This window comes from Rhizobium sp. 01L410 (assembly GCF_056400165.1).
Map to the genome: position 1 here is coordinate 476,166 of NZ_JBFTST010000001.1, position 22,005 is coordinate 498,170.

The 22,005-nt window shown below is 61.5% G+C and carries 17 protein-coding genes; 9 read left to right on the forward strand and 8 right to left on the reverse strand.

Annotated features, from left to right (window positions below; all coding sequences use genetic code 11):
• Nucleotides 1–62: 62 nt before the first annotated feature.
• The 8 genes from AC1DV9_RS02100 to AC1DV9_RS02135 all read left to right on the forward strand — a co-directional run bounded on the left by AC1DV9_RS02100 (nt 63) and on the right by AC1DV9_RS02135 (nt 11,079).
• Complete coding sequence (locus tag AC1DV9_RS02100; protein WP_477945889.1) at nt 63–2,897, forward strand: M16 family metallopeptidase; 2,835 nt, start codon at nt 63–65, stop codon at nt 2,895–2,897.
• Nucleotides 2,898–3,081: 184 nt separating this feature from the next.
• Nucleotides 3,082–3,831 carry an SDR family oxidoreductase gene (locus AC1DV9_RS02105; protein ID WP_477945891.1) on the forward strand — a complete coding sequence of 250 codons (750 nt, stop codon included), beginning with the start codon at nt 3,082–3,084 and terminating at the stop codon, nt 3,829–3,831.
• Between the two features lie 224 nt (nt 3,832–4,055).
• Nucleotides 4,056–7,043 carry an ATP-binding protein gene (locus AC1DV9_RS02110; RefSeq protein ID WP_477945893.1) on the forward strand — a complete coding sequence of 996 codons (2,988 nt, stop codon included), beginning with the start codon at nt 4,056–4,058 and terminating at the stop codon, nt 7,041–7,043.
• Nucleotides 7,044–7,046: 3 nt separating this feature from the next.
• Nucleotides 7,047–8,204, forward strand: a complete 1,158-nt coding sequence (locus AC1DV9_RS02115; RefSeq protein WP_477945895.1) for a YcaO-like family protein — start codon at nt 7,047–7,049, stop codon at nt 8,202–8,204.
• Nucleotides 8,194–8,964 carry a TfuA-like protein gene (locus AC1DV9_RS02120; RefSeq protein ID WP_477945897.1) on the forward strand — a complete coding sequence of 257 codons (771 nt, stop codon included), beginning with the start codon at nt 8,194–8,196 and terminating at the stop codon, nt 8,962–8,964. Before AC1DV9_RS02115 ends, AC1DV9_RS02120 begins: the two co-directional genes overlap by 11 nt.
• A gap of 48 nt (nt 8,965–9,012) precedes the next feature.
• On the forward strand, nt 9,013–10,221 hold the full coding sequence (locus AC1DV9_RS02125; RefSeq protein ID WP_477945899.1) for a gluzincin family metallopeptidase: 1,209 nt from the start codon (nt 9,013–9,015) through the stop codon (nt 10,219–10,221).
• 21 nt (nt 10,222–10,242) lie between these two features.
• Nucleotides 10,243–10,716: a hypothetical protein gene (locus tag AC1DV9_RS02130; RefSeq protein WP_112597170.1), complete on the forward strand. Its 474-nt coding sequence runs from the start codon at nt 10,243–10,245 to the stop codon at nt 10,714–10,716.
• 18 nt (nt 10,717–10,734) lie between these two features.
• Nucleotides 10,735–11,079 (forward strand): hypothetical protein, encoded by a 345-nt coding sequence (locus AC1DV9_RS02135; RefSeq protein ID WP_477945901.1) that lies wholly within the window; start codon nt 10,735–10,737, stop codon nt 11,077–11,079.
• On the opposite strand, the gene AC1DV9_RS02140 is transcribed toward AC1DV9_RS02135, so the two are convergent.
• The 8 genes from AC1DV9_RS02140 to AC1DV9_RS02175 form a co-directional block, all read right to left on the reverse strand.
• A protein-coding gene (locus tag AC1DV9_RS02140; protein WP_477945903.1) for an IS3 family transposase occupies nt 11,060–12,273 on the reverse strand; the annotation gives its coding sequence in 2 pieces (ribosomal slippage) (nt 11,060–11,937 and nt 11,937–12,273; 1,215 coding nt in all). The two genes, AC1DV9_RS02135 and AC1DV9_RS02140, sit on opposite strands and share 20 nt — an antisense overlap.
• Before the next feature lie 239 nt (nt 12,274–12,512).
• Nucleotides 12,513–13,235, reverse strand: coding sequence for an ROK family protein (locus AC1DV9_RS02145; protein ID WP_477945905.1), 723 nt, complete (start codon nt 13,233–13,235; stop codon nt 12,513–12,515).
• Nucleotides 13,236–13,298: 63 nt separating this feature from the next.
• A complete protein-coding gene (locus AC1DV9_RS02150; protein ID WP_477945907.1) occupies nt 13,299–15,698 on the reverse strand; it encodes a glucan 1,4-alpha-glucosidase in 2,400 nt (799 codons plus the stop codon).
• 153 nt (nt 15,699–15,851) lie between these two features.
• Nucleotides 15,852–16,586 (reverse strand): aspartate/glutamate racemase family protein, encoded by a 735-nt coding sequence (locus AC1DV9_RS02155; RefSeq protein WP_477945909.1) that lies wholly within the window; start codon nt 16,584–16,586, stop codon nt 15,852–15,854.
• Between the two features lies 1 nt (nt 16,587).
• The gene (locus AC1DV9_RS02160; protein WP_112514511.1) at nt 16,588–17,409 is read right to left on the reverse strand and encodes an ABC transporter permease; all 822 of its coding nucleotides are present in this window, start codon (nt 17,407–17,409) and stop codon (nt 16,588–16,590) included.
• A 1-nt stretch (nt 17,410) separates the two neighbouring features.
• A complete protein-coding gene (locus AC1DV9_RS02165) occupies nt 17,411–18,325 on the reverse strand; it encodes an ABC transporter permease (RefSeq protein ID WP_477945911.1) in 915 nt (304 codons plus the stop codon).
• A gap of 159 nt (nt 18,326–18,484) precedes the next feature.
• On the reverse strand, nt 18,485–19,783 hold the full coding sequence (locus AC1DV9_RS02170; RefSeq protein WP_112388681.1) for an ABC transporter substrate-binding protein: 1,299 nt from the start codon (nt 19,781–19,783) through the stop codon (nt 18,485–18,487).
• Nucleotides 19,784–19,812: 29 nt separating this feature from the next.
• Nucleotides 19,813–20,895, reverse strand: coding sequence for an ABC transporter ATP-binding protein (locus tag AC1DV9_RS02175; protein ID WP_477946356.1), 1,083 nt, complete (start codon nt 20,893–20,895; stop codon nt 19,813–19,815).
• Nucleotides 20,896–21,164: 269 nt separating this feature from the next.
• On the opposite strand from AC1DV9_RS02175, the gene AC1DV9_RS02180 reads away from it, so the two are divergent.
• Nucleotides 21,165–21,878, forward strand: coding sequence for a GntR family transcriptional regulator (locus AC1DV9_RS02180; RefSeq protein ID WP_477945912.1), 714 nt, complete (start codon nt 21,165–21,167; stop codon nt 21,876–21,878).
• Nucleotides 21,879–22,005 lie beyond the last annotated feature (127 nt).

Below are 22,005 nucleotides of genomic sequence, written 5' to 3' on the forward strand. Positions count from 1 at the left end.
AACCTATGAAAGACTCCTGACAGAAACACCCTGTCGCCTCTCATTTGCGGGATTCGAACCATATGCGTTATCTCACCTGCCTGCGGTTCATCGCAGCAGTCGCCGTCGGCTGCATCGCCGCATCAGGGAATACCCTCCACGCACAGGAGCCGCAGAGTTGGCCGCAGAGCCGCAGCGACATCCCGGCAGATCCCGATATACGCTTCGGCATTCTCCCCAATGGCTTGCGCTTTGCCATCGTGCACAACGCCACTCCGCCGGGGCAGGCGGCGATCCGCTTCCGGATCGGCGCCGGTTCACTAAACGAGAGCGACGAGCAGCAGGGCTTGGCGCATTTTCTTGAGCACATGGCATTCAAGGGTTCGGCCCATGTCCCCGAAGGTGAGATGATCCGCATCCTGCAGCGCAAGGGTCTGGCCTTCGGGCCCGATACCAACGCCAATACCGCCTATGACGAAACCGTCTACTCGCTTGATCTTCCCGAAGTCGATGCCGGCACGCTCTCGACCGGTCTGATGCTGATGCGCGAAACGGCGAGCGAGCTGACCCTCGACACCGGCGCCTTCGACCGCGAGCGCGGCGTCATCCTTTCGGAAGAGCGGTTGCGCGACACGCCACAATACCGGGCGTCGATCGGCGTCACCAACCTGCTGCTCGAGGGCCAGCGCGCCACCCTCCGCTCACCAATCGGCAAGATCGACATCATCAAGAATGCGCCTGTCGACCGCGTCCGCGACTTCTACAATGCCAATTACCGTCCCGACCGTGCGACATTGATGGTGGTTGGTGACGTCGATCCGGCTGCACTGGAGGCCGACATCCGCAAGCGCTTCAGCGACTGGCAGCCGCGTGGCGCTGCGGTTACCGAACCGGATCTCGGTGCGTTGAAGGCAAAGACCGAAAGCGCCGATGTGATCACGGTGCCGGGCAGTGCGACCAATGTTCAGATCATCTGGACACGCCCATTCGATACCTCTCTCGACACCTATGCCAAGCGGCGCCAGCAACTGGTCGAGGACCTCGGTCTTCTGGTGCTGCGGCGGCGCCTTTCGACCATTGCCAGCAAGCCGAACGCGCCCTTCACCAGCGCCGACGCCGGCTCGCAGGATCTGCTCGAATCCGCCCATGCAGTGATGATCGCCGCAAACGGCGATCCGGAAAAATGGCAAGCGGCGTTGAGCAGTATCGACCAGGAACAGCGCCGGCTGCTGCAGTTCGGCGTCTCCCAGCCAGAGCTCGACCGCGAAATCACCGAATATCGCGCCCTGCTTCAATCGGCAGCATCGGGCGCAGCGACCCGGACGAGCACCGGCATCGCCTCGACCCTCGCCTACACCGTCGATACCGATCAGGTCTATACGTCGCCATCCGAAGACCTGGCCCTCTTCGAACGCATGACGAAGGACATCAAGGCCGGGGAGATCAACCTGGCCCTGCCGGTCACCTTCTCCGGCAATGGCCCGCAGGTGATGCTGCTGACGCCCGCGGCTCCGAAGGGAGGCGCAGATGAGCTGCGCAAGACTTATGACACATCGCGCGCTATCGCCGTGACGGCTCCGGTGGCGGCGGCGGAGATCGCCTGGCCCTATACGGATTTCGGCGCGCCGGGCACAGTCGTCGAACGCCGCGTCGTTGACGATCTCGGCCTGACGATGGTGAAATTCGTCAACGGCGTGCGGCTCACCGTCAAGCCGACGAAGCTCCGGGCCGACGAGGTTCTGGTGCGAGAAGATATCGGCCACGGCCGTATCGGCCTACCCAAGGATCAGGCCTCGGTGCTCTGGGCCTCGCCCGCCGTCATCCTCTCCGGCGTCAAGGCCATGGATTATCCCGATATTCAAAGAGTGCTGGCGGCGAATGTTGTCGGCATCGATTTCTCCGTCGGCGACAGCTCGTTCCGCTTCAACGGGCAGACGCGGAGCAGCGACCTGCAGACGCAGTTGCAGCTGATGGCCGCCTATACCTCGGATCCGGCATACCGGCCGGAGGTTTTCGACCGGGTGAAGCAGGCCTACCTGAACAATCTCAATCAGTATGCCGCGACCCCTGGCGGCGTCATCAGTCGCGATTTCGCAGGATTTGCGCATGGCGGCGACCCCCGCTGGACTTTCCCCGGCAAGGCAGAACTTGGCTCCGCCCAGTCAGCCGAGTTCGAAAAGTTTTTCAGACCGGCGGTTGCCAGCGGCCCGGTCAACATCACCATAGTCGGCGATGTCACGGCCGATGAAGCGATCGCTCTGACCGCACGGACATTCGGCGCCCTGCCGACACGTCCGGACGCAGCTCCGAGCACAGCGCCGCTCAAAATCAGCTTCCCTACTCCAACCGCGTCGCCCGTCACCGAGACACATAGCGGCAGGCCCGACAATGCCGCAGCCATAGTCGGAGTACCGGTCGGCGATATGCTCTCAGACCTGAAGCGGTCTTTCACCGCCAACCTCGCCGGACAGGTCATCCAGAACAGGCTGATCGACCAGTTCCGCATCGCCGAAGGCGCGAGCTATGGCGTGCAGGCCGATGTCGATCTATCGAAGGACATTCCGGGTTTCGGCTACGCCTATATCTATGTCGACACGACGCCAGGGAAGCTCGCGCGTTTCTATGAACTCGTCGACCAGGTCACGGCCGATCTGCGGAAGAACACTATCTCTGCCGACGAGCTCAGCCGCGCCCGCGCCCCCGTCATCGAAACAATGAAGCACCAGCAGCAAAGCAACGAATACTGGATCGAGCACCTGCAGGACGCCCAGACGGATCCCCGCGGACTGCAGCGCGTCCGCGACAACCTCAGCGGCTATGACGATGTCACCGCCGAAGACATCCGCCAGTTCGCGATCGCCTACCTGAAGCCGGAAACGTTCTGGAAATTCGAGGTGCTGCCCGCAGCGGGACAGTAAAAGCGTCCGGTCGAACGGCTTGGCTGGGCGCTGTGGCAAACCACAGCCTCGCCTTTGCGCGTTCGGAATTTCCGAACTTCAGAATTGGAATTTGCTGTCTAATCCGGACACTGCTTTTCGGCTACATCATTCTCATCAACCCCGGCAATGCGCCGGGCAATCGATCAACCGAAAGGATTTCGCCATGTCCAGACTTGCAAACAAGACAGCCCTCATCACCGGCGGCACCAGCGGCATCGGCCTGGAGACGGCCCGCCAGTTTATCGCCGAGGGTGCGCGCGTTGCCGTGACCGGCAGCAGCGCGGCCGGCATCGAAAATGCCCGCAAGGAACTGAGCGACAAGGCGCTCGTGATCCAGTCCGACGCCGGAGACGTCGAGGGTCAGAAAAAGGTCGCGCAGCAGATCGAGGAAGCATTCGGCCATCTCGACATTCTCTTCGTCAATGCCGGCGTTGCCCAGTTTGGTCCTATCGAAGGCTGGTCGGAAGCCGCCTTCGACAAGTCGATTGCGACGAATGTCAAAGGCCCCTACTTCCTGATCCAGGCGCTGCTGCCGATCTTCGCCAAGGGCGCGGCCGTTGTTTTGAACACCTCGATCAACGCCCATATCGGCATGCCGAACTCGAGCGTCTACTCGCTGACCAAAGGCGCGCTTCTGACGCTTGCCAAGACGATATCCGGCGAACTTGTCGGCCGTGGCATCCGCGTCAACGCCGTCAGCCCCGGCCCCATCGCCACGCCGCTCTACGGCAAGCTCGGAATGTCGGAAGCGGACTCGAAGGCGATGGCTTCGCAGGTTCAGAGCCAGATCCCGGTTGGCCGCTTCGGCGACGCCAGTGAAGTCGCCAAGACCGTCATTTTCCTCGCTTCCGACGAAGCGTCCTATATCGTCGGCAGCGAGCTGATCATCGACGGCGGCATGAGCAATCTCTGAAGACCGAACTCGTTCGAAGCGCCCGCGGTGAATGAAGCGGGCGCTTTCGAGTAGCGCGACGGCAATGATCACGCTTCGGTTGCGGTTATTCTATGCAAGGCAGGAAGCAATCAGCGATTAGCCGCGAATGCCGCGCTTTATATTAGCGACAAGGCATGAAATGCTTGCATCACGGCCGTAAATCGGTTGTCCTTGGCGATGCCGTGAATGTGGGCAAGCTCGCCATGAAGAAGATTCAAGCGCGATTTCGGTTTGCGGGCGAGCGCCGTCAGGTGACGGCACTTTTCTACGATATTGTCGGCTCTACCGAGCTGTTGCTGCGAACCGAGCCCGAACAGTTCTTCCGCTCCGTTTCGGCGCTTCATCAAAGCGCGGACGCCATCATCGCCAAACATGGCGGCTTCGTTCATCAGCGGCTTGGCGATGGCGGCTGTTGCTATTTCGGCTTTCCCAATCAATCCGAAGACGCCGCCGAAAGCGCGGTTCGGGCATCACTGGAACTGGTCGGATCCCTGACCAAGCCGAAGAGCCGGACAGGGCGGCCGCTGAAACTGAGGATCGGGATCGCCACCAGTTTCGTCGTCTTCTCCGCGGAGGGCGACGAAATTGTTGGCGCTGCTCCGATACTGGCGGCCCGCCTACAGGGCGAGGCAGACCCGAATTCGGTGCTCGTGGCGGATTCGACCGTCCGCTTGACACAAACGGCTTTCGACTATGCCTTCATCCGGGAAGCCAATCTCAAGGGTTTCGACGAACCGGTCGCGCTCTGGCGTCCCAAGGACCGGCATCCGGCGGCGGCCAACGAACAGTCTATCGCCAGCGAGCGGCCGCCGCTCCGCGGCAGGACCGGTGAGCTCGCCATTCTGTCCGATGCGTGGCGTTCGGCCCTTGATGGAAGGGGCAGCTCGATCGCGCTGACCGGTGAGGCCGGCATCGGCAAATCACGCGTCGTCGATGAGTTCATCAGCAGCACAAAGACACGGCCGCAGGACCTTGCCATCCTGCAATGCGGCCGCCGTCTGGAGGGGCAGCCGCTCTTTCCATTCACGGCCTTCATCGACCGGCTTGGCGCCTCGCCCGCTCTCAGGGATGGCGGGATAGCGGCATTCAACGACGCCCTGGTTCTGTCGGGACGGCCTGTCGATAGGAAGCTGGTCGAGCCGCTCGCCAATTTCACGGCCAGCGCGACGACCGCGATGTCTGGCAGTCTCCGTACATCAGATCTATCCGGGCGGGCGTTCAGGCAGTCCGTCATCGAAGCCGCCGCGCATGTTCTCACCTGCAATGCACCGGCCTCTCCGGCGCTGATCGTCTTTGAGGATGTTCATTGGGCCGATGGCATGACGCTGGGGCTTCTGGAGCGTCTCCGGGCGCTGGCCGCCGAGCAGCCGATCCTCGTGATCCAAACGTCGAGGCTGGCAGGCGCACCGGCGGGCGCCACCGAAATCACCCTGTCCGGTCTGGCATCCGATGCGGTGCGGGACCTCGTAACCTCGATCTGGGGCAAGCCGGCGCCGCCTGGACTATCGGATTTCATCCTGGACCAGAGCGATGGCATGCCGCTCTACGGCGAGGAGCTGGCCAGCTTTTTCCGCTCGCGCAATGCGCTGGCCGGATCGCCCGCAGAGTGGAAAAGACAGCTGACGGAAGGCGGTGTGACGTCGCTCAACGATCTGCTGGCCGCCCGGCTTGCCGGAAGCGGGTCTGCCAGGCTGACAGCCCAGATCGCCAGCGTCATCGGCCGTGAGTTCAGCCTCCCGCTGCTGATGCATCTTCTCGACAGTATTGCCCGGCAGCCGCCCGACCATCCGGTCGCGCGGCTTATCGCTGAGGGGATTATCGAGCTCGTGCCCGAGGCCCGCGACACTTTCCGGTTCCGGCATGTGCTGATGCAGGAGGCCGCTTATGGCAGCCTCCTGAAAACCGACAGGCGCCGCATCCACCGGCTGATCGCAGAACGGTTGATCGGCGAGGAAGTGCCAAGCCTGCCTGCCGCAATCGCCGCCTGGCAATGCGCCGAGGCGGGATTGCACGAAGATGCGGCCAGGTTCGCCCTGGAAGCAGCCGAGGCCAGCGTCTCGCGCTCCGCCATGAATGAAGCTGGCATTTCGATCGCACTCTGCGCAGAGGAGCTCAGGCGCGTGACCGCGGCACGCAACGGCCGGGCCGACCTGCGGCTCAGACTGCTGGAAGTTCAAGGTGTTGTCGCGACCGCGCTCGCAGGAGAGGGCTCGAAAGCCGCCCAGCGGGTCTATTCGCGCGCCATGCAGCTGTTGCGGACGCAGCCGCCGCTGGTCCGCGCGAGGCATTTCCCGGTTTATTGGGGATGGTGGTTCACCGCGCCTACCGTGCTGGAGCAGCAAACCCGCGCCCGGATTCTCGTTGCCGATATGCAGGGCGTTGAAGATGACGAGACGCGGCTTCAGTCTTTTCACTGCGGGTGGGCGACGAGCTTCCATGCCGGCGAGCACGAGTTCTGTCTCGACTGTGTCTCCAGGGGACTTCATCTCTACGATCCCGAGCGGGCGGTCAGGAATCGTGCCTTCTTCGGCGGACACGATGCGAAGGTGTGCGGACTGGGCGAGAGCGCACTTTCCTATCTGCTTCTCGGCCGTCCGGACGATAGCGAGAATGCGATCGCCACCTGCCTTGATTGGGGTGAAGCAACCAATCACGCCGGCACCATGGTGCACGCGCTCTATTATGCGATCGTCCTCAGGCGATGCCAGGATCGCTTTGACGACGTTCATGCCCTTGGCGAGCAGATGTATGCGCTGGCCGGCCGGCACGGCCTCTCTGCCAGCCAGGCCCGTGCCAATATGTATTGTGGCTGGGCCGAGCTGATGCGCTCTGCAGGGCGCCGCGGGGCAGACCGCTTCCAAGACGGGCTGACGCTTCAGCAACAGCTGGGCACCGACGACAATCTCTCCATGCATAGCGACATGCATGCGCAGGTGCTGCAACTCACCGGCAGACCTGCCGAGGCCATGGAAGCGCTGCAAACTGCAATCGCGGCAGGAAGCGCAAGCGGCCAGCTGTTCTGGCTCGCGGAGCTCTACCGGCGGCGCGCCAATCTCAAGCGCCAGCTGCAGCACAAGGCGCCCGAAGTCATCAGGGATTTCGCAAAGGCAGTCCGCATCGCGGAAACGCAAAAAGCTGTCTGGCTCGCCGGGCGGGCAAAACGCGATCTCGATGAATTGGCAGGGCTTTGAGCCATGGACGAGATCGCGGGCGAAGCGTTTTCGGCCATGCTTGAGAACGGGCGGATACCCTCCCCGCCCGATCCTGCCGGGACCGTCCGGCGCATCCTTGAACGAAAACGTGACTACGGGATCACCAGGCTGGGTTCGGTGACCGAACTCGACTGGATCGGCATCACGGTGGTGCAGGTGGTGCGGCCGCGCTCGCTCTCCGTCGCGGTCAGCCAGGGCAAGGGGTTGACTGTTCCACTGGCGGCGATTTCGGGGCTGATGGAGGCTCTCGAAGGCTGGGCGTCCGAAAGGATTGATCTCACGCGGATTTTTCAGGGCACGATCGAGGCGCTGGACCCACAGGGATATTGGACCCATCTTCAAGGAGCGGATGACACCGTCCTTCCCTGGATCGAAGGCACCGATCTCTTTTCTGGCAAGGCGATGCCGGTTCCGCTCGGCCTGGTCGATTCCGCCTACACCTTTCCATCGCCGCATCCGGCATGGATGCCCCGGGACACGACGGGCCTTGCCGCGGGCACCAGCCTCGAAGGCACCGTTGCACACGCCTGCCTCGAATGTCTTGAGCGTCACGCGCGATGCGAGGCGATGGCCACGCCGCATTTCTTCGATCGCTATCAGGTCGACGCGCGCTCCGTTCAAGCCGGCAAGGCTTCGGAAGTTCTGCATCGCTTGATTGAGACAGGCTTCGTCACCGGCATATGGAAAATTCCGGCGCCGCACGATCTGCCTGTCTATTGGTGTCATGTGATGGAGGACGCCGGCCGGGCTCCATTCGCGCCGTTACCCGCGGAAGGCTTCGGATGCGCGCTTACCGACGACGCGGCCCTGACATCCGCCCTGCTCGAGGCCTGCCAATCGCGGCTTGGCGTGATCTCCGCCGCACGGGACGACATCAGCTCTGACCTCTACCGCTATCCTGATGAATCAGAGCTCCGGGAGTGGCGCAGGCAGCTTTCCCGTGGCGGGAGCGCTTTTGCCGAAACCGGCAGGCCTGAACAGGATCGCCCGCTCCGGCGGATCGGGCGCGCTCTCCGGCACGCAGGTGCAAGGGCAGCCATCCTGGTCAGCCTTCATGCGGATGAGACGATCCCCCTTCATGTGGTCCGGGTCATCACGCCACCGCTCCAGACGAACCCGGAGGCCGATATTGGGCGCTGATATCGTTGTCTTCCTCGGCCCATCATTGGATGCGATCGAGGCGCAAACATATCTCGATGCAGTCTACGAACCTCCGGCAGGCGGCGGCGACATCATCAGAGCCGTGATCACGCACACTCCGGCAGCGATCGCGATCATCGACGGCGTCTTTGCGCAGGCGCCCGGCGTGCGCCATCAGGAGATCCTGTGGGCGATGTCGAAAGGCGTAAGCGTCTATGGCGCGGCCAGCATCGGCGCCCTGCGTGCCGCCGAACTCGCAGGCGAAGGCATGATAGGGCATGGCATGATCTATCGCTGGTACCGGCGGTTTCCGCTTGCCGACGATGCCGATGTCGCCGTGCCGATGGCACCAGTGGAATTTGGATCGCGAAGGCTGGGCGAGGCCATGATAGACATCAGGCTGGCGCTGAAGCAGGCTCAACGGGAGGGTGTGCTAGAAGCATCCCTGCGGCTCCGGCTTGAAGCGGTCGCGCGCACGCTTCATTTCCGCGACCGGTCGTTCGTAAGCCTCATCGCAGCCGCACAAAACCATCTGGGGCTGACAAGCGAAATAGCGCCCTTGAAGAATTGTCTGAAGACAGGAGCAATCAGCCGGAAGAAGACAGACGCAATCTCTCTCCTGAACTATTTGAAATACCAGAGAAGAATAGGTTTAAAAACACCCATTCAGAGCCATTTTGAGCTTACGGAAGCCTTCACTTACGATATGGAGTCATGCAACTTACTCGATAATCTCTTGCAGAAACTACAGTTTCTCTGATATAAAGCCGCCTGTTGCTTGCTGTAAACAGAAGCGACGGAGGCAGCGTTGGATGCCGTTACTCACCCGAAGAGCGCAGATCATCTGGCAGCCGTAGCGCAGCCATTGGGGACACGTTTCCTCATTTTCCCGCAGCCTCCCTACATCCCTGGGTATGAGAAGCCCGAAGTCGTGTGGATCGGCCCGTCCGCCGGTCCCGTTCTCGCGGGGCCTTCCGACAAGCGCATGTATGTAGTCAGCCCGGCCGAGGAGAAGATCCCGTATCTGGCGCCGGATATTCCTCCCTATCCTGGGCTTCTGCGGCCACCGGTTGAGCCTGGACCCGACGGACATTTCGATCACATCGGTCCGGATTCACCGCAATTTCTCTCGACGCACAGCTATGCCTGTGCCCGCCGCGTTCTCGATATCTGCGAGAGCTATGCCGGGCATACCATCGCCTGGTTCTTCGAGCCGACGCTTGAGCGGCTAGAGATCGTCCCGCGCATCGCCCATTGGGAAAACGCACAATCCGGCTTCGGCTTCCTGGAATTGGGAGAAGAACAACCGGAGACCCCGGCATCCTGCTTCGCGCTGAATTTCGACGCCGTTGCCCATGAAATGGGGCATCTCGTGCTGCTCAGTGAACTCGGCATTCTCCAGAGCGACGGGCGTGGCAGCGATTTCTTCTCCTATCATGAAGCGGTCGCCGACCTGATATCACTGCTCGGCCTGCTGCAATTCGATACGGCGGTCGATCGCCTGCTGCGCCGGACCGGCGGAAACCTGCTCGTGCACAACGAGCTCGACCGTTTCGCCGAGCTCAGCGCCGAAAAGCAGCTGCGATCCTTCAACAACGCGCTTCGCCTCAGCGATGTCAGCAGCGAGGTGCACGACAGGTCGAAGCCGTTTGCCGCCGGCATTTTCGACTGTCTGATCGAGGTCTATCAATCGCTGCTCTTTGAGCGCGGATTGTCGAAGATCGATCCGCGCCGCTACAGCGACCTTCGCCAGCAGATGGCGCCGGCTCTGATCGAAGAAGCGCTGCGCAACTCAAGGCGATCCGCCGATCTGAACCATTTTGCCACCAAAGCCGCCCTGCAGGAGGCTGGCGACATCGTCGGCGAGGCTCTTGTCGGCTCGTGGCACGATCTCGAACCCGACAGCGTGACATTCCAAAATGCTGCCGGGGCATTTCTCGAGACCGCATGGCAGGGCCGCGGCTCCGCCTATATCGACCAACTGGAAGATTGCATGAGGTGGCGTGAAATCCTTTGACAACCTGAGGGGGACGCATCGATGACATATGAGAGCATTCCAGCACCGCCATTGGCTGGATCCCAGTATAGCGCGAACGAGATTATCCTCTACGGCGTGGATCTGAACGACGGCAAACACATTGCCCATATGGACGCGGGGCTTGGCGGCAACGCGGATTTGCAAATCAAACTCGACAGCAAGGTCGGGATCACCGGCTTCACCGTTCTTACCTACGGATACGCTTTTGAAGGCCACTGCTACAGGCTGGATACAACCAGAATATTCATCATCACTGGCCCGAATGCAGAACCTGCCGTCGGCTGTGGCTTCGACGGGCTAGGTTACAAGATGTGGCGGATTACCGCGTCGACGAAACTTCTGGAAGTCTCCACGGCGCTCGGCGATGCGCAGGAACTCATCCTTGACGCTCAACTTCCGGGCAAAAGATCTCCGAGTTCCTATGCGATCACGCTCAGGATGGCGCACCGCGGTGGGCGCTTGAGCAACGACTAGCGGAAACCATGAGAGGACATGAAAATGCCTTGCGAAGTGACAGTCATTTTCACCGAGGATTTCGACACTGTTACCGTCAGCGATGGTCACGTTCCGTATGCCTTTACTATCGGCGAAGACAGGATCCCTGTCGAAGACCTCCCGGTAAAATCAGATTTTGCCTTCAAGATCTCGGTGACGCTTTACGATGGAACCACACAGATCTTCATCGAGAGTACAAAAAAGAAGAAGGGCTCGGGCAAGATCGTGGAAGACATTGCCGTGTACCAGATACCTGCCGAGAGCGCACCGAACGGCGAAATCAAATATCCTGGAGTGCCCCCCATTTCGCCGGACAGATCAGCTATTGAGACAATGCTTTGATGAACTCCCTTGGGGAGGCCATTTTGAGCGCTGAGTGTGGATGGATTTCATTATAGTCTTCAATCCATCCGTCGATCTTCCGGAGAGCTGTGTCGGCGCCCGGAATGGATGAGATGCGTATGTAGTCCCGCTTCAAGGTTTTGACGAAGGCTTCAGACATGCCGTTCGATTGTGGGCTGGCAACGGGCGTGAAGCATGGAATCAGGTTGAGGGCTTGAGCAAACAGCCTGGTCTCGCGCGCGGTGTATGCACTGCCGTTATCAGATAAATGTTCTATTGCGTGCGGGGCGCTGGTTGCGCCGAAGCGCTTTTCGACGGCCTCCAACATCATGTCTCGAATGTCGGAACCTGATATCCCGGCATTGGCGACGGCTGCCCATGAGATAATTTCCCGGTCAAACGCATCGATGATGAACGCGAGACGAACCACCTCGCCATTCCAGCAGGTGAACTCAAGGCCGTCCGAGCACCAGCGGAGATTAGACCGCATCACCATGACCTTGCCGTCGTGGACACGGCCTATTCGCACCGCCGTGTGTTTCTCAAGGATCATAGCATGATTGGCCATGATGCGATGAACTCGCTTGCGATTGACGACGGGCAGATCGGCGGCTCGCCGCTGCCTGTTGAGAAGGGCAGCGATCCGCCGATAGCCATAGGTCGGCCGAGCATCCACGAGTTTACGAATGGCAGGCAGCAGTTCGGCATCGTCCGCTTTGAGATACGGCCCACGCGGCTTGGACTTGCCTTTAAGACGCTCCACCAGATTCGAACGCGATACGCCCAGGACATCTGCCACCGTCTTCATCGGGAACCGTCCTTCGGCAACAAGATCGGCCGCGATATCGGTTTTTTTGAGTGGGCTTTGGAAAGAGCTTCGCGGAGAATCTCGTTCTCCAACGTCTTGCGCCCGAGGATGCGCTCAAGCTCGCGCACTCGATCTTCCAGCTTCTTCACCTCGGAATTGCCGATCACTGGCTCGTCAGAATCCACGGCCACCGCACCTCCCTCGCTCAGGAGCCTGCGCCAGCGATACAGAAGATTTGGCGCAACTCCATGTCGCCGAGCCGCAGAGGAAACGGTCTCCCCTTGGGCATAGCTTTCCTCGATGATCTGCAGTTTGCGTTCCGTTGTCCAGCGTCGCCGCCGGACGTCGCCAATCATCAGATCAACCTGTCGAAACTCGTTAGACATAAGCTTATCCTCAAGCCTGTGCTTGAGCGTTCCTGCTTATGCTGAGTGTCCGGTCGAAAGTGGGGGCAGTTCATATCCCAAACCCGCCGCGATCGCCGGAGCCAGACTTGACGATCTCGATGCGGCCATCGTTCGACTGGAGCAAAGACTTGGTGGCGGTGGCGGGCGATAGCGCAGTTGCGTGACTGAACGCAGCACCAACCGGGCCGCCCTGACGAGGTGCCCGGTTCGCCCCCAGTTCACGCCAGACTACTGTGCAGCTTCAAGGCCGGATCCTGCCATATCCGGAAGCCGCCTTTGAAGGCGTTTTCGTTGTCGCCGCGGCGGCAGCCGTCCGGCATGTCCTTGATCTTGTCGACATTGCCGCCGCCGATGACGATATAGTCGGGCTGCAGGGCAGCCCGCAGGCGCCCGGCGACATCCGCTACGGACTTCCGCCATTTGGCCTTTCCGTCCGCCTCAAGGCCGCGGAGGCCGACATAGTCCTCGAAGGTCTTTTTCTTTTTGTAGGGAAGATGCGCCAGTTCCATCGGCAGACAGACGCTGTCGGCGACCATCGCCGCGCCCAGCCCGGTGCCCAACCCGAGAAACAGCATGCGCCCGCCCTCGTAGCTGCCGATCGCCTGCATGAGGGCGTCGTTGACCAGCTTCAGCGGCTTGCCAAAGGCCTTTTCGAAATCGTAGTCCTTCCATCCGGCCGCAAGATTGTGCGGGTCAAGCGAAGGCTTGTTGTCCGAGACAGGACCGGGATAGCCCATGCCGATGACATCGTAATTCCAGCCCTCCGCCATCTCGCGCACCGCCTTCACCATCTTGTCGGGCGACATGTCTGGCCCCGAAACGACCGCGCGCTTTTCGCCGCCGGTGCTCAGGTGGACCTTCACATGTGAGCCGCCGAGATCGATGGCGAGCACCGTTTGTGCGGTCTGAGGCGTTTCGGCAGCATTGTTGGGCGTGTCCATGAGGAAATCCTGCTTCTTCCGACGGAGTTGGTTTGAAAAGGTGCGGTGCGTTTAGCATTCGGGCTAGTGCGTGGTGACCTCGATCTTGAAATCACGGCCCTCCCAGCTGTTCCGGTCCTTCCAGAAAATCGTGAAGGAGATCGCCGATCCCGCCGGGAAAGCGGCGGTCGGCACGTCGGCGAGGTGGGTGCCCATCGAACTATCGGCCGTATCGATATCCTGCGTGGTTTTCCAGCCGTCGGCGGACCAATGGATCAAAGCGGGCTCGAACAGTTCGAAGCGCAGCAACCGGCCCGACGGCACATAGTCGGTCGTCGAATTCGTGCGCCAGACCCACGGCGCCGGTGCCGGCTTGCCCTCCACATAGCGCTTCAGCGTCTGCGGCGGCATGTCGAACACCGCCCCATCCTTCAGCGATCTCAAGAGCTTGATATGTTCGGCATGCGCCCAGACGAGCGGCATGGCGCTTCCCGAGGGGCGGCCGAGGAACAGCTCCTTGTCGGCAATGTCCGCCTCGTCCCAGATCTGCTCCGGCAGCAATCCGCCATCGCTGGCCGATGCTTCCAGCGTTGCGAGCAACCGCGCCGCCTCATCTTTTCTTCCGGCCGCAATTTCGAAATGCGCCCGCTCGCCTGTCAGAAGCGGCCAGAGGCGGCCGATACCCGCGCCATCAAACGGCGAACCATCTTCCTTTTCGCCGTAGCCATCCTCGTTATAGCGATACCAGTAGGGCCCGGCGGGAAGATCGCGCTTTAGCAGCGAGTCGATCGCCTTCACGGTGTTGACGATCCGCGGATCGTCCGCCGCCCGCAAACCGAAACGCACCAGCGCCAGCGCATCGGGGCTGACGAGCAGTCCCGATTCCAGCGTCATCCCGGCATTGTCGCGGTTCTTGATCGGCACCAGTGCCGGTGATCGCGCATGACCTTCGCCGGTGAAACTGCCGATCCGCATGTAGTAACCGTCGATGCCGAGGCTTTGCGACAGCGCCGTGTTCCTCGCATACGTCCAGCTTTCGATCTGCTCGTTCCAGCTGTCTGCGACTTCCCTCAGATAGCGCGCCAGATCGCGATCCGATGCAGCGTCCATGGCGTCCGCAGCGGCCAGCAGCCCGGCGATCTCGACCGCGAGCGTGAAAGGCGAGAAGCCGCCATCTTCCTCCCACCGGTCCTGCTGGGTTGCCGGGCCGTTGCGGACGACGTATCGGGCCGCGGCCCTGACCATGCCCTGATAGCGCCCGGCATCGGATGGGCCAATGACCTTGGCTCTGAGCAGCATGTCATAGAGCAGGATCGGAAAAGCCGTCTCGTCCATCTGGATGCCCTTCCAGTAGGGCCGCCCGTCGAGCCAGGAATTCTGTACCCAATGGCCGTCGGCCTCCTGGGTCGCGACCAGATAGTCGAGAACCTCGAGCGCATCGGCATGTGCTCCGGCCGCGAGCAGCCCGCCTGCCGTTTCGACGAGATCGCGCGTCCAGACAAGATGATAGCCGCCAAGATCGTCATCGCCTTTCGACGAGCCCCAGGGAATGGAGAGGCTGGCAATGATTGCGCCCGAGGCATCGTCACGATGCGTCGCCAGAACCGCGGTGCTGACGCGATAGCGGTTGAGTTCGCGCGGATCATGCGGCTCATCGAGGGGAAGCAGACCGCTTTGCCATGTGCGCCATCCGGACTTGTAGGCTTTCAGTGCGGGCTCAAGGCCCTGCTGCAGGCTGAGCAACACCCGGAACGCCGCCTCTTCCGGCTGCGTTCCGAAGCCGAGGGCGATCAGCGCCCGGCCCCCGGTCTGCGACAGATCGAGCGTCCCGCCGAGTGCCACATTGCCGTCTTCGGCGCGTTGATACTCCTGCCGCAGCCCCTCGCCGCGCGACAATGTCTGCCAGGCATCGGAAAAGCCGACGAAACCGGCTGAACGGGCAAGCCAGGGCACCGACGCGGCAACGGCCAGCGACCGGCCTGTCCCATAGGCGAAGAGCATCGGATGCCCCTTGAAATCGTCGTACCAGCCGGTGTTGTTGGCGCCGCCGTTGACGAGATGCGGCGATATGATTGCGTGAAGCTGGTAATCGGAGAGCGGCCCTATCAGCGCCTCGAACTGGATCTCCTGCAGCACGACTTCGCGGTCGGGATCAGAAAGGATCGTCTTGGTGATCCGGTAGCGCCCGTCCTTTGATGTGTTGATCAGCCGGAATGCCGGAACGCCGTCCTCCAGCGTCTCGACGACATGATCGGCGTCACGCTTTTCCTCGGAGAAATAGTCCTTCGCGGTGACGGCGAAGCCGAAATCGCGGATGCTCGCCTGATCGAGCCGCGGCGCGTAGACCTCGTTGAGGATACCGTGGCTGGCGGTGAACCAGACCTGACCGGCTTCCCCGGGCGCGCGCCCAACGGCGGACTTGTCGCTCGATGTCCAGCGCGGCAGAATTCCGGGTGCCCCCGGCGGCGTGGTCGGCTGCGTCAATGGTCTGATCCTTCGTTCGCCCTTATGCGAGAACCGCTCCGCATTCTGGGAAAGGACGCGCGAGTGCAGGCTCAGCAAAGCACCTGAAACGGAACCTGTCGAGGACAGAGTGAACGGCGAAGCCGTGATGGCGGCAAGGTGACGCGGCGAATGTCAGCCGGCAGGAGCGAATTGGCTCATGGCGCCGAGATAGGGTTTGGGAAGCGGTGAGGCATAGGAGCCGCGCTTGCTGGTCGACAAACCAAGCGATACCAGCGCCTCCGCCTGCTTGACCGCAGCCGCGACGCCATCGACGACGGGCACGCAGTAGTGCGCCTGCAGCTCGCGGGCGAGATCGGTCATGCCGGCGCAGCCAAGCACGATCGCCTCGGCGCCGTCCTCTACAAGGGCGCGTTCAATCTCGGCCCGCAGCTTGCCGATCGCCCCGGATGCCTCGTTCTCCAGTTCGAGAACCGGAATGTCGGAGGCCCGCACCCTGGCACGGTCACCCATGCCATAGCGGCGAACCAGATTGTCGATCAGCACCCGCGAACGCTCCAGCGTGGTGACCACAGTGAAGCGCTGGGCCAGAAAACCGGCGGTGGCAACAGCGGATTCGCAAAGGCCGAGCACCGGGACGTCGCAGAAGCTGCGAGCCGCCTCCAGCCCGGTATCGTCGAAGCAGGCGATGATGGCCGCATCATAGCCTTCCGCCTGCCTGTCCTTCAGCTCCGCGAGCAGCCCCGGCAGCGCCATGGCGCCGTCATAGTGGCCCTCGATCGAAACGGGCCCCATGCGCGACGTCGCGGAGATGATCTCCGTGCCTGCAGCAGCGACCGCGCGGGCTGCAACCGCGGCCTTCTCTGTCATCGAGGCCGTGGTATTCGGGTTTACCAATAGTATGCGCATGTTACCTGATCTTTGCCTGCCGGCGGCCAAGCATCATCATGATGCCGAGCGTGCCGAGGATGATGGTGAAGGAGAAGACCGTGGTGACCGTGCCCAGCGCATAGAGCACCGGCGTCGTGACATTGGTGGTCATCCCGTAGATTTCGAGCGGCAGCGTGTTGTAGCTGCCCGACGTCATCAGCGTGCGGGCGAATTCGTCATAGGAGAGCGTGAAACCGAACAGGCCGACGCCGATCAGGCTCGGCAGGATCATCGGCAGAACCACATGGCGGAAGGTCTGCCAGGAGGTGGCGCCAAGATCGCGAGCCGCCTCTTCGTAGGCCGGCGAGAAGCGGTTGAAGACGGCAAACATGATCAGCACGCCGAAGGGCAGGGTCCAGGTCAGATGGGCGCCGAAGGCCGAGGAATACCAGGCGGGCTTCAGGCCGCTCTGCTGGAAGACCACGCCGATGCCGAGCGAGATGATGATCGAGGGCACAACGAGGCTGGCGACCGTTGCGTAGAACAGCGCCGTCGCGCCGCGGAATTTTCTGCGGAAGGCGAGGCCCGCCAGCAGCGAGACAACCACCGTGACGATCATCACCATCAGGCCGAGCGTGAAGGAGCGCTTGAACGATGCCCCGAAATCGCCGACCGCCTGTTTCTCGAACAGATTGGCGAACCAGTGCAGCGAAACGCCGTTCAGCGGAAAGGTCAGGCCGCCGTCCGGCCCCTGGAAGGAGAGGATCAGGATCGCCGAAAGCGGCCCGTAGAGGAAAAGCACGAAGACGATGAAGAATGCCGTCAGCGCGTAGAATTCGAGGCCGCGTCTATCACCGTTCATCTCAAAGCTCCTTGCGGATATCGACGACGCGCAGGATCGCGGCGACCATCAAGAGCACGACGACCAGCAGCACGACGGCGTTTGCGGCAGCGGCCGGATATTGCAGCAGCGACATCTGGTTCTTCATCATCAGCGCCACCGAGGCGCTCTGGCCGCCGGACATGACCTGAACGGTCGAGAAATCGGCCATGACGAGCGTGACGACGAAGATCGAGCCGATGGCGATGCCGGGCTTTGCCAGCGGAATGACGACGTTCCAGAGGATCTGCCAGCCGGAGGCACCGGCATCGCGCGCCGCTTCGAACAGCGAGCGGTCGATGCGCATCAGCGTGTTGAAGATCGGCGTCACCATGAACAGCGTGTAGAGATGGACCATGGCGAGCACCACGGCGAAATCGGAATAGAGCAGCCATTCGATCGGCTGCGGCACGATGCCGGCGGAAACGAGGGCGGAATTGACGAGGCCGTTGCGGCCGAGCACCGGGATCCACGAGATCATGCGGATGATGTTCGAGGTCATGAAAGGCACGGTGCAGACGAGGAAGAGGATCATCTGCGTCGAGGTCTTGCGGATGTGGAAGGCCAGGAAATAGGCCACCCAGAAGCCGATGAACAGCGTCAGCGCCCAGACGATGACGGTGAATTTCAGCGTGTTGAGATAGGTCTTCCAGGTGACCCATGAGCCGAGCGTATCGGTGTAGTTCATGGTCAGGAAGGCCGGATAGAGCCCGGCGAAGTCGTAGTCCCAGAAGCTGACGACCGCGATCATCGCGATCGGCAGGATGAAGAAGATGCCGAGGATGATGAAGAGCGGCGCCGCCTGCAGATAGGAGATGGCGGCAAGCGGCAGGCGGAAGCCGGTGCTGCGGACGCGGCCGATTTTGTCGTTTGTCTCTGCAGAAGCGATCGTCGCCATCAGCCATTCCCTCGGACTTAACGTTGGATGGAGAGGGCGAGGGATCCGAAGACCCCTCCCCGACCCTCCCCACAAGGGGAGGGAGAAGTTCAGCTGCGGCCTCGCCAAACTCCCTCCCCCTTGTGGGGAGGGTTGGGGAGGGGAAAGCCGCAATCCGCCTTAGGCAGCGATGAACTCGTTCCAGCGGCGGACCATGTAGCGGTCCTCGTCCATCACCGAGTTCCAGCAGGCGACGTGGCCCATGCGCTCCTCGAAGGAGCCGCCATCGCGCACGGCACCGGCCTTTTCCATGACCTTGCCATCCGGGCCCTTGATGTCGCCCTTTGCGGCCTTGCCCTCGATCCAGTAGCCCCATTCGTCTTCCGACATGAACTTCTTGGCGGTGTCCATGCAGGCGGAATAGTAGCCCTGGCGGTTGAGGTAGCCGCCGACCCAGCCGGACGTGTACCAGTTGATATATTCGTAGGCGGCGTCGAGTTCCTTGCCCTTCAGATGCGAGGCGAGGCCGAGACCGCCGCCCCACGAGCGGTAGCCTTCCTTGAGCGGCTGGAACTTGCAGGCGATGCCCTTGGAGCGGACGGCGGCGACGGCTGGCGACCACATGGACTGGATGACCACTTCGCCCGATGCCATCAGGTTGACGGACTCGTCGAAGCTCTTCCAGAAGGCGCGGAACTGGCCGTCGCCCTTGGTCTTGATCAGGAAGTCGATCGTCTTGTCGATCTCTTCCTTGGTCATGTTGCCCTTGTCGGCATATTTGATGTTGCCGGCCGCTTCCATGATCATCGCCGCATCCATGATACCGATCGACGGAATGTTGAGGATCGAGGTCTTGCCCTTGAAAGCAGGATCGAGAATGTCGGCCCAGCTGGTGATATCGCGGCCGACGAGATCGGGACGGATGCCGAGCGTATCGGCATTGTAGATCGTCGGCATCATCGTGAAGAATTCGGTCTCGCTCTTGGCAAAGGTCTTGGCGTCCTTGGCCTCGACATAGCCAACCGTATGCGGCGCGGTGCCCTGCGCGATGACGCTGTCAGCCTTCAGCTTGCCGGTCTTGAAGAGCGGTACGACCTGGTCGTAATATTTCAGCTTCTTGGTTTCCATCGGCTGGATGACGCCGGTCGGATAGACCTTCTTCAGGATCCAGTATTCGATATCGGCGATGTCATAGCTGTCAGGCTGGGTGACGGCGCGCTGCGCCGCGGCGTCGGAATCGGTCGCCGTCATCTCCAGCGTGATGCCGAGATCGGCCTTGCACTTCTCGGCGATGTCGTTGAGGTTCGAGACGCCAGTGCCGAACTGGCGAAGCGTGATATTGGACTGCGCCCAGATCGTCGGGAAGCCGGTGATCAGGCCCGAGCCTGCGGCAGCACCGATCGCCGCAGCGCCGGTCTTCAGAAGCGAACGGCGGGAAATCCCGGCCTCCGTGTTGGTTGTCGTCTTTTCAGTCGTCATGTCAGTTCCCCTTTTTTTGATGGCAAGGTTCATGCACGGCCAAGGAGGACGGCGTCCTCGATGGCCCAACTCAGAGACACCGCATCGCCGACCGATACGGGTTTGGCGAAATAATCGCCGTCGCTCGCGATGACCGTGAAGTCGTCACTGCCCGCGCCGATGACGGTGAGCTTCACCGTCGCGCCGCGATATTCGATGTTGGAAACGACGCCGCCGAAGCCGAGCGTCTTGTCGCTGGCCGCCTCGAGACGGACGCGATCCGTGCGGATGCCGATATCGACGGCTTCGCCCGCAAGCCTACCGCCGCCGCGCACCGAGAAGGTCTGCCCCTCCGGCGCCTCGAGCACCAGCATGTCGTCCTTGACGGAGGTCACGCGGCCCGAGAGAACATTATGATCGCCCATGAAGCGCGCGACAAAGGCCGTCGCCGGACGCTCGAAGACCTCGCGCGGAGACGCCGCCTGCTCGATCTTGCCATCGTTCATGATGACGATCACATCGGCGAGCGCCATCGCCTCTTCCTGGCTGTGCGTCACATGCACGAAGGTGATGCCGAGTGTCTTTTGCAGCTTCTTCAGTTCGGCACGCATGCGGATCTTCAGGAACGGGTCGAGCGCCGACAGCGGCTCGTCGAGCAGCAGCGCTTCCGGATCCGTAATCAGCGCGCGGGCCAGCGCCACGCGCTGCTGCTGCCCGCCGGAGAGCTGCGCCGGACGCCGCGTCGCATAGGCCTCCATCTGCATCAGCTTCAGCATGTCGAGCGCCTTGGCGCGGCGCTCTTCCTTCTCGACACCCTTCATCTTCAGGCTGAAGGCGACGTTGTCGATGAGGTCGAGATGCGGAAACAGTGCGTAGGACTGAAACATCATCGCCGTGCCGCGCTTGGCGGGCGGAAAGTCGGTAACGACGGTATTGCCGAGGCGGACGTCTCCCGAAGAAATGCTCTCGTGACCGGCGATCATCCGCAATGTCGAGGTCTTGCCACAGCCGGATGGGCCGAGGAAGCAGCAGTAGGATCCCGCCGGGATCTTGAGGCTGATGGCATGCACGGCCGTCGTGCTGCCATAGACCTTGGAAACGGATGCAATATCGATCTCTGCCGCTTTCGACATCATGTCTTCCCCTGTTCGAGTAAGACAATGCATCTGCCGTGCCAGTTTCTGCTGCACTGCGTCAAAGCCATGGGATTCAACGGAAAACAGGATTAGACTGGCTTAAGCGCAAATTAGAGGCAGTGAAAATTCTGCACAGGAAATAGGCTTTCGTCTGCAATTTACGCAGTATATCGTATACAATTTGAGCGCCATTTTGCGCGCAAAATTCGTTTAACTTCTGATGCAAAGCTGGCTATCATTGCGGCTGCAATCAGGTACCCGTTTTCATGACTCCTTCAGCCAACGCGCTTTTGCAGGCAGACGATTCAGCCGACACCGGCACCCAGCAGATCCGCGATGCAATCCGCGACGCGATCGTCGAACGCCGGCTCGCGCCTGGAACGAAACTGTCGGAAGCCGATGTCGGCAATCTCTTCAATGTCAGCCGCACGCTGGCCCGCGCTGCGCTTCAGGCGCTCTCTTACGAAGGCCTCGTCAGCGTCGAGAAAAACCGCGGCGCCTTTGTCGCCTATCCCTCGCCAGATGAAGCGAAGCAGATCTTCGCGGCCCGCCGTCTCGTCGAACCGGGCATCCTGCGCGAGGCAGCCGCCCGCATCACGCCATCGCAGATCCAGCATCTCCGCCAGCTGCTTCAGGAAGAAGGACGCCTGATCAGCGAGCGCGGACAGACAGCGCGCCGGGCCGAAATCAAGGCCTCCGGCGACTTCCACCTGACGCTGGCATCGATATCGGGCAACGCCATCATGCAGCGTTTCATGGAAGAGTTGGTTGCCCGCTCATCGCTCGTCATCGCCCTCTACGGCCAGTCGGCGGTTTCGAGCTGCGGCCATTCCGAACATGGCGATATCGTTACCGCCATCGAGGCTGGTGACCTCGACCGCGCCTGCGATCTGATGGTGCATCACATCTCCCATATCGAGGCTGATCTCGATCTGCGCGAGCGCAAGAGCTTCGGCCTGAAGGAAGCTTTTTCGATCTAGGCAAACGCCCTTAGGTGCCGGCGGTCGCTCCACCCGGCCGGCGGATACAGCACGCTCTCCGAGCAAATCTCTGCTTTTCTTCCGGAATTCCCGCTCTAGTTCCAAAAAGAGGAGCCGCTTGCGGCTG

Bases quoted from the DNA above. Each gene is read 5' to 3' on its own strand.
- AC1DV9_RS02145 (WP_477945905.1), bottom strand. From the start codon at position 13,235: ATGGACACGCCCAACAATGCTGCCGAAACGCCTCAGACCGCACAAACG.
- AC1DV9_RS02105 (WP_477945891.1), top strand. From the start codon at position 3,082: ATGTCCAGACTTGCAAACAAGACAGCCCTCATCACCGGCGGCACCAGC.
- AC1DV9_RS02175 (WP_477946356.1), bottom strand. From the start codon at position 20,895: ATGTCGAAAGCGGCAGAGATCGATATTGCATCCGTTTCCAAGGTCTAT.
- AC1DV9_RS02100 (WP_477945889.1), top strand. From the start codon at position 63: ATGCGTTATCTCACCTGCCTGCGGTTCATCGCAGCAGTCGCCGTCGGC.
- AC1DV9_RS02165 (WP_477945911.1), bottom strand. From the start codon at position 18,325: ATGGCGACGATCGCTTCTGCAGAGACAAACGACAAAATCGGCCGCGTC.
- AC1DV9_RS02115 (WP_477945895.1), top strand. From the start codon at position 7,047: ATGGACGAGATCGCGGGCGAAGCGTTTTCGGCCATGCTTGAGAACGGG.
- AC1DV9_RS02110 (WP_477945893.1), top strand. From the start codon at position 4,056: ATGAAGAAGATTCAAGCGCGATTTCGGTTTGCGGGCGAGCGCCGTCAG.
- AC1DV9_RS02130 (WP_112597170.1), top strand. From the start codon at position 10,243: ATGACATATGAGAGCATTCCAGCACCGCCATTGGCTGGATCCCAGTAT.
- AC1DV9_RS02170 (WP_112388681.1), bottom strand. From the start codon at position 19,783: ATGACGACTGAAAAGACGACAACCAACACGGAGGCCGGGATTTCCCGC.
- AC1DV9_RS02135 (WP_477945901.1), top strand. From the start codon at position 10,735: ATGAAAATGCCTTGCGAAGTGACAGTCATTTTCACCGAGGATTTCGAC.
- AC1DV9_RS02160 (WP_112514511.1), bottom strand. From the start codon at position 17,409: ATGAACGGTGATAGACGCGGCCTCGAATTCTACGCGCTGACGGCATTC.
- AC1DV9_RS02155 (WP_477945909.1), bottom strand. From the start codon at position 16,586: ATGCGCATACTATTGGTAAACCCGAATACCACGGCCTCGATGACAGAG.
- AC1DV9_RS02180 (WP_477945912.1), top strand. From the start codon at position 21,165: ATGACTCCTTCAGCCAACGCGCTTTTGCAGGCAGACGATTCAGCCGAC.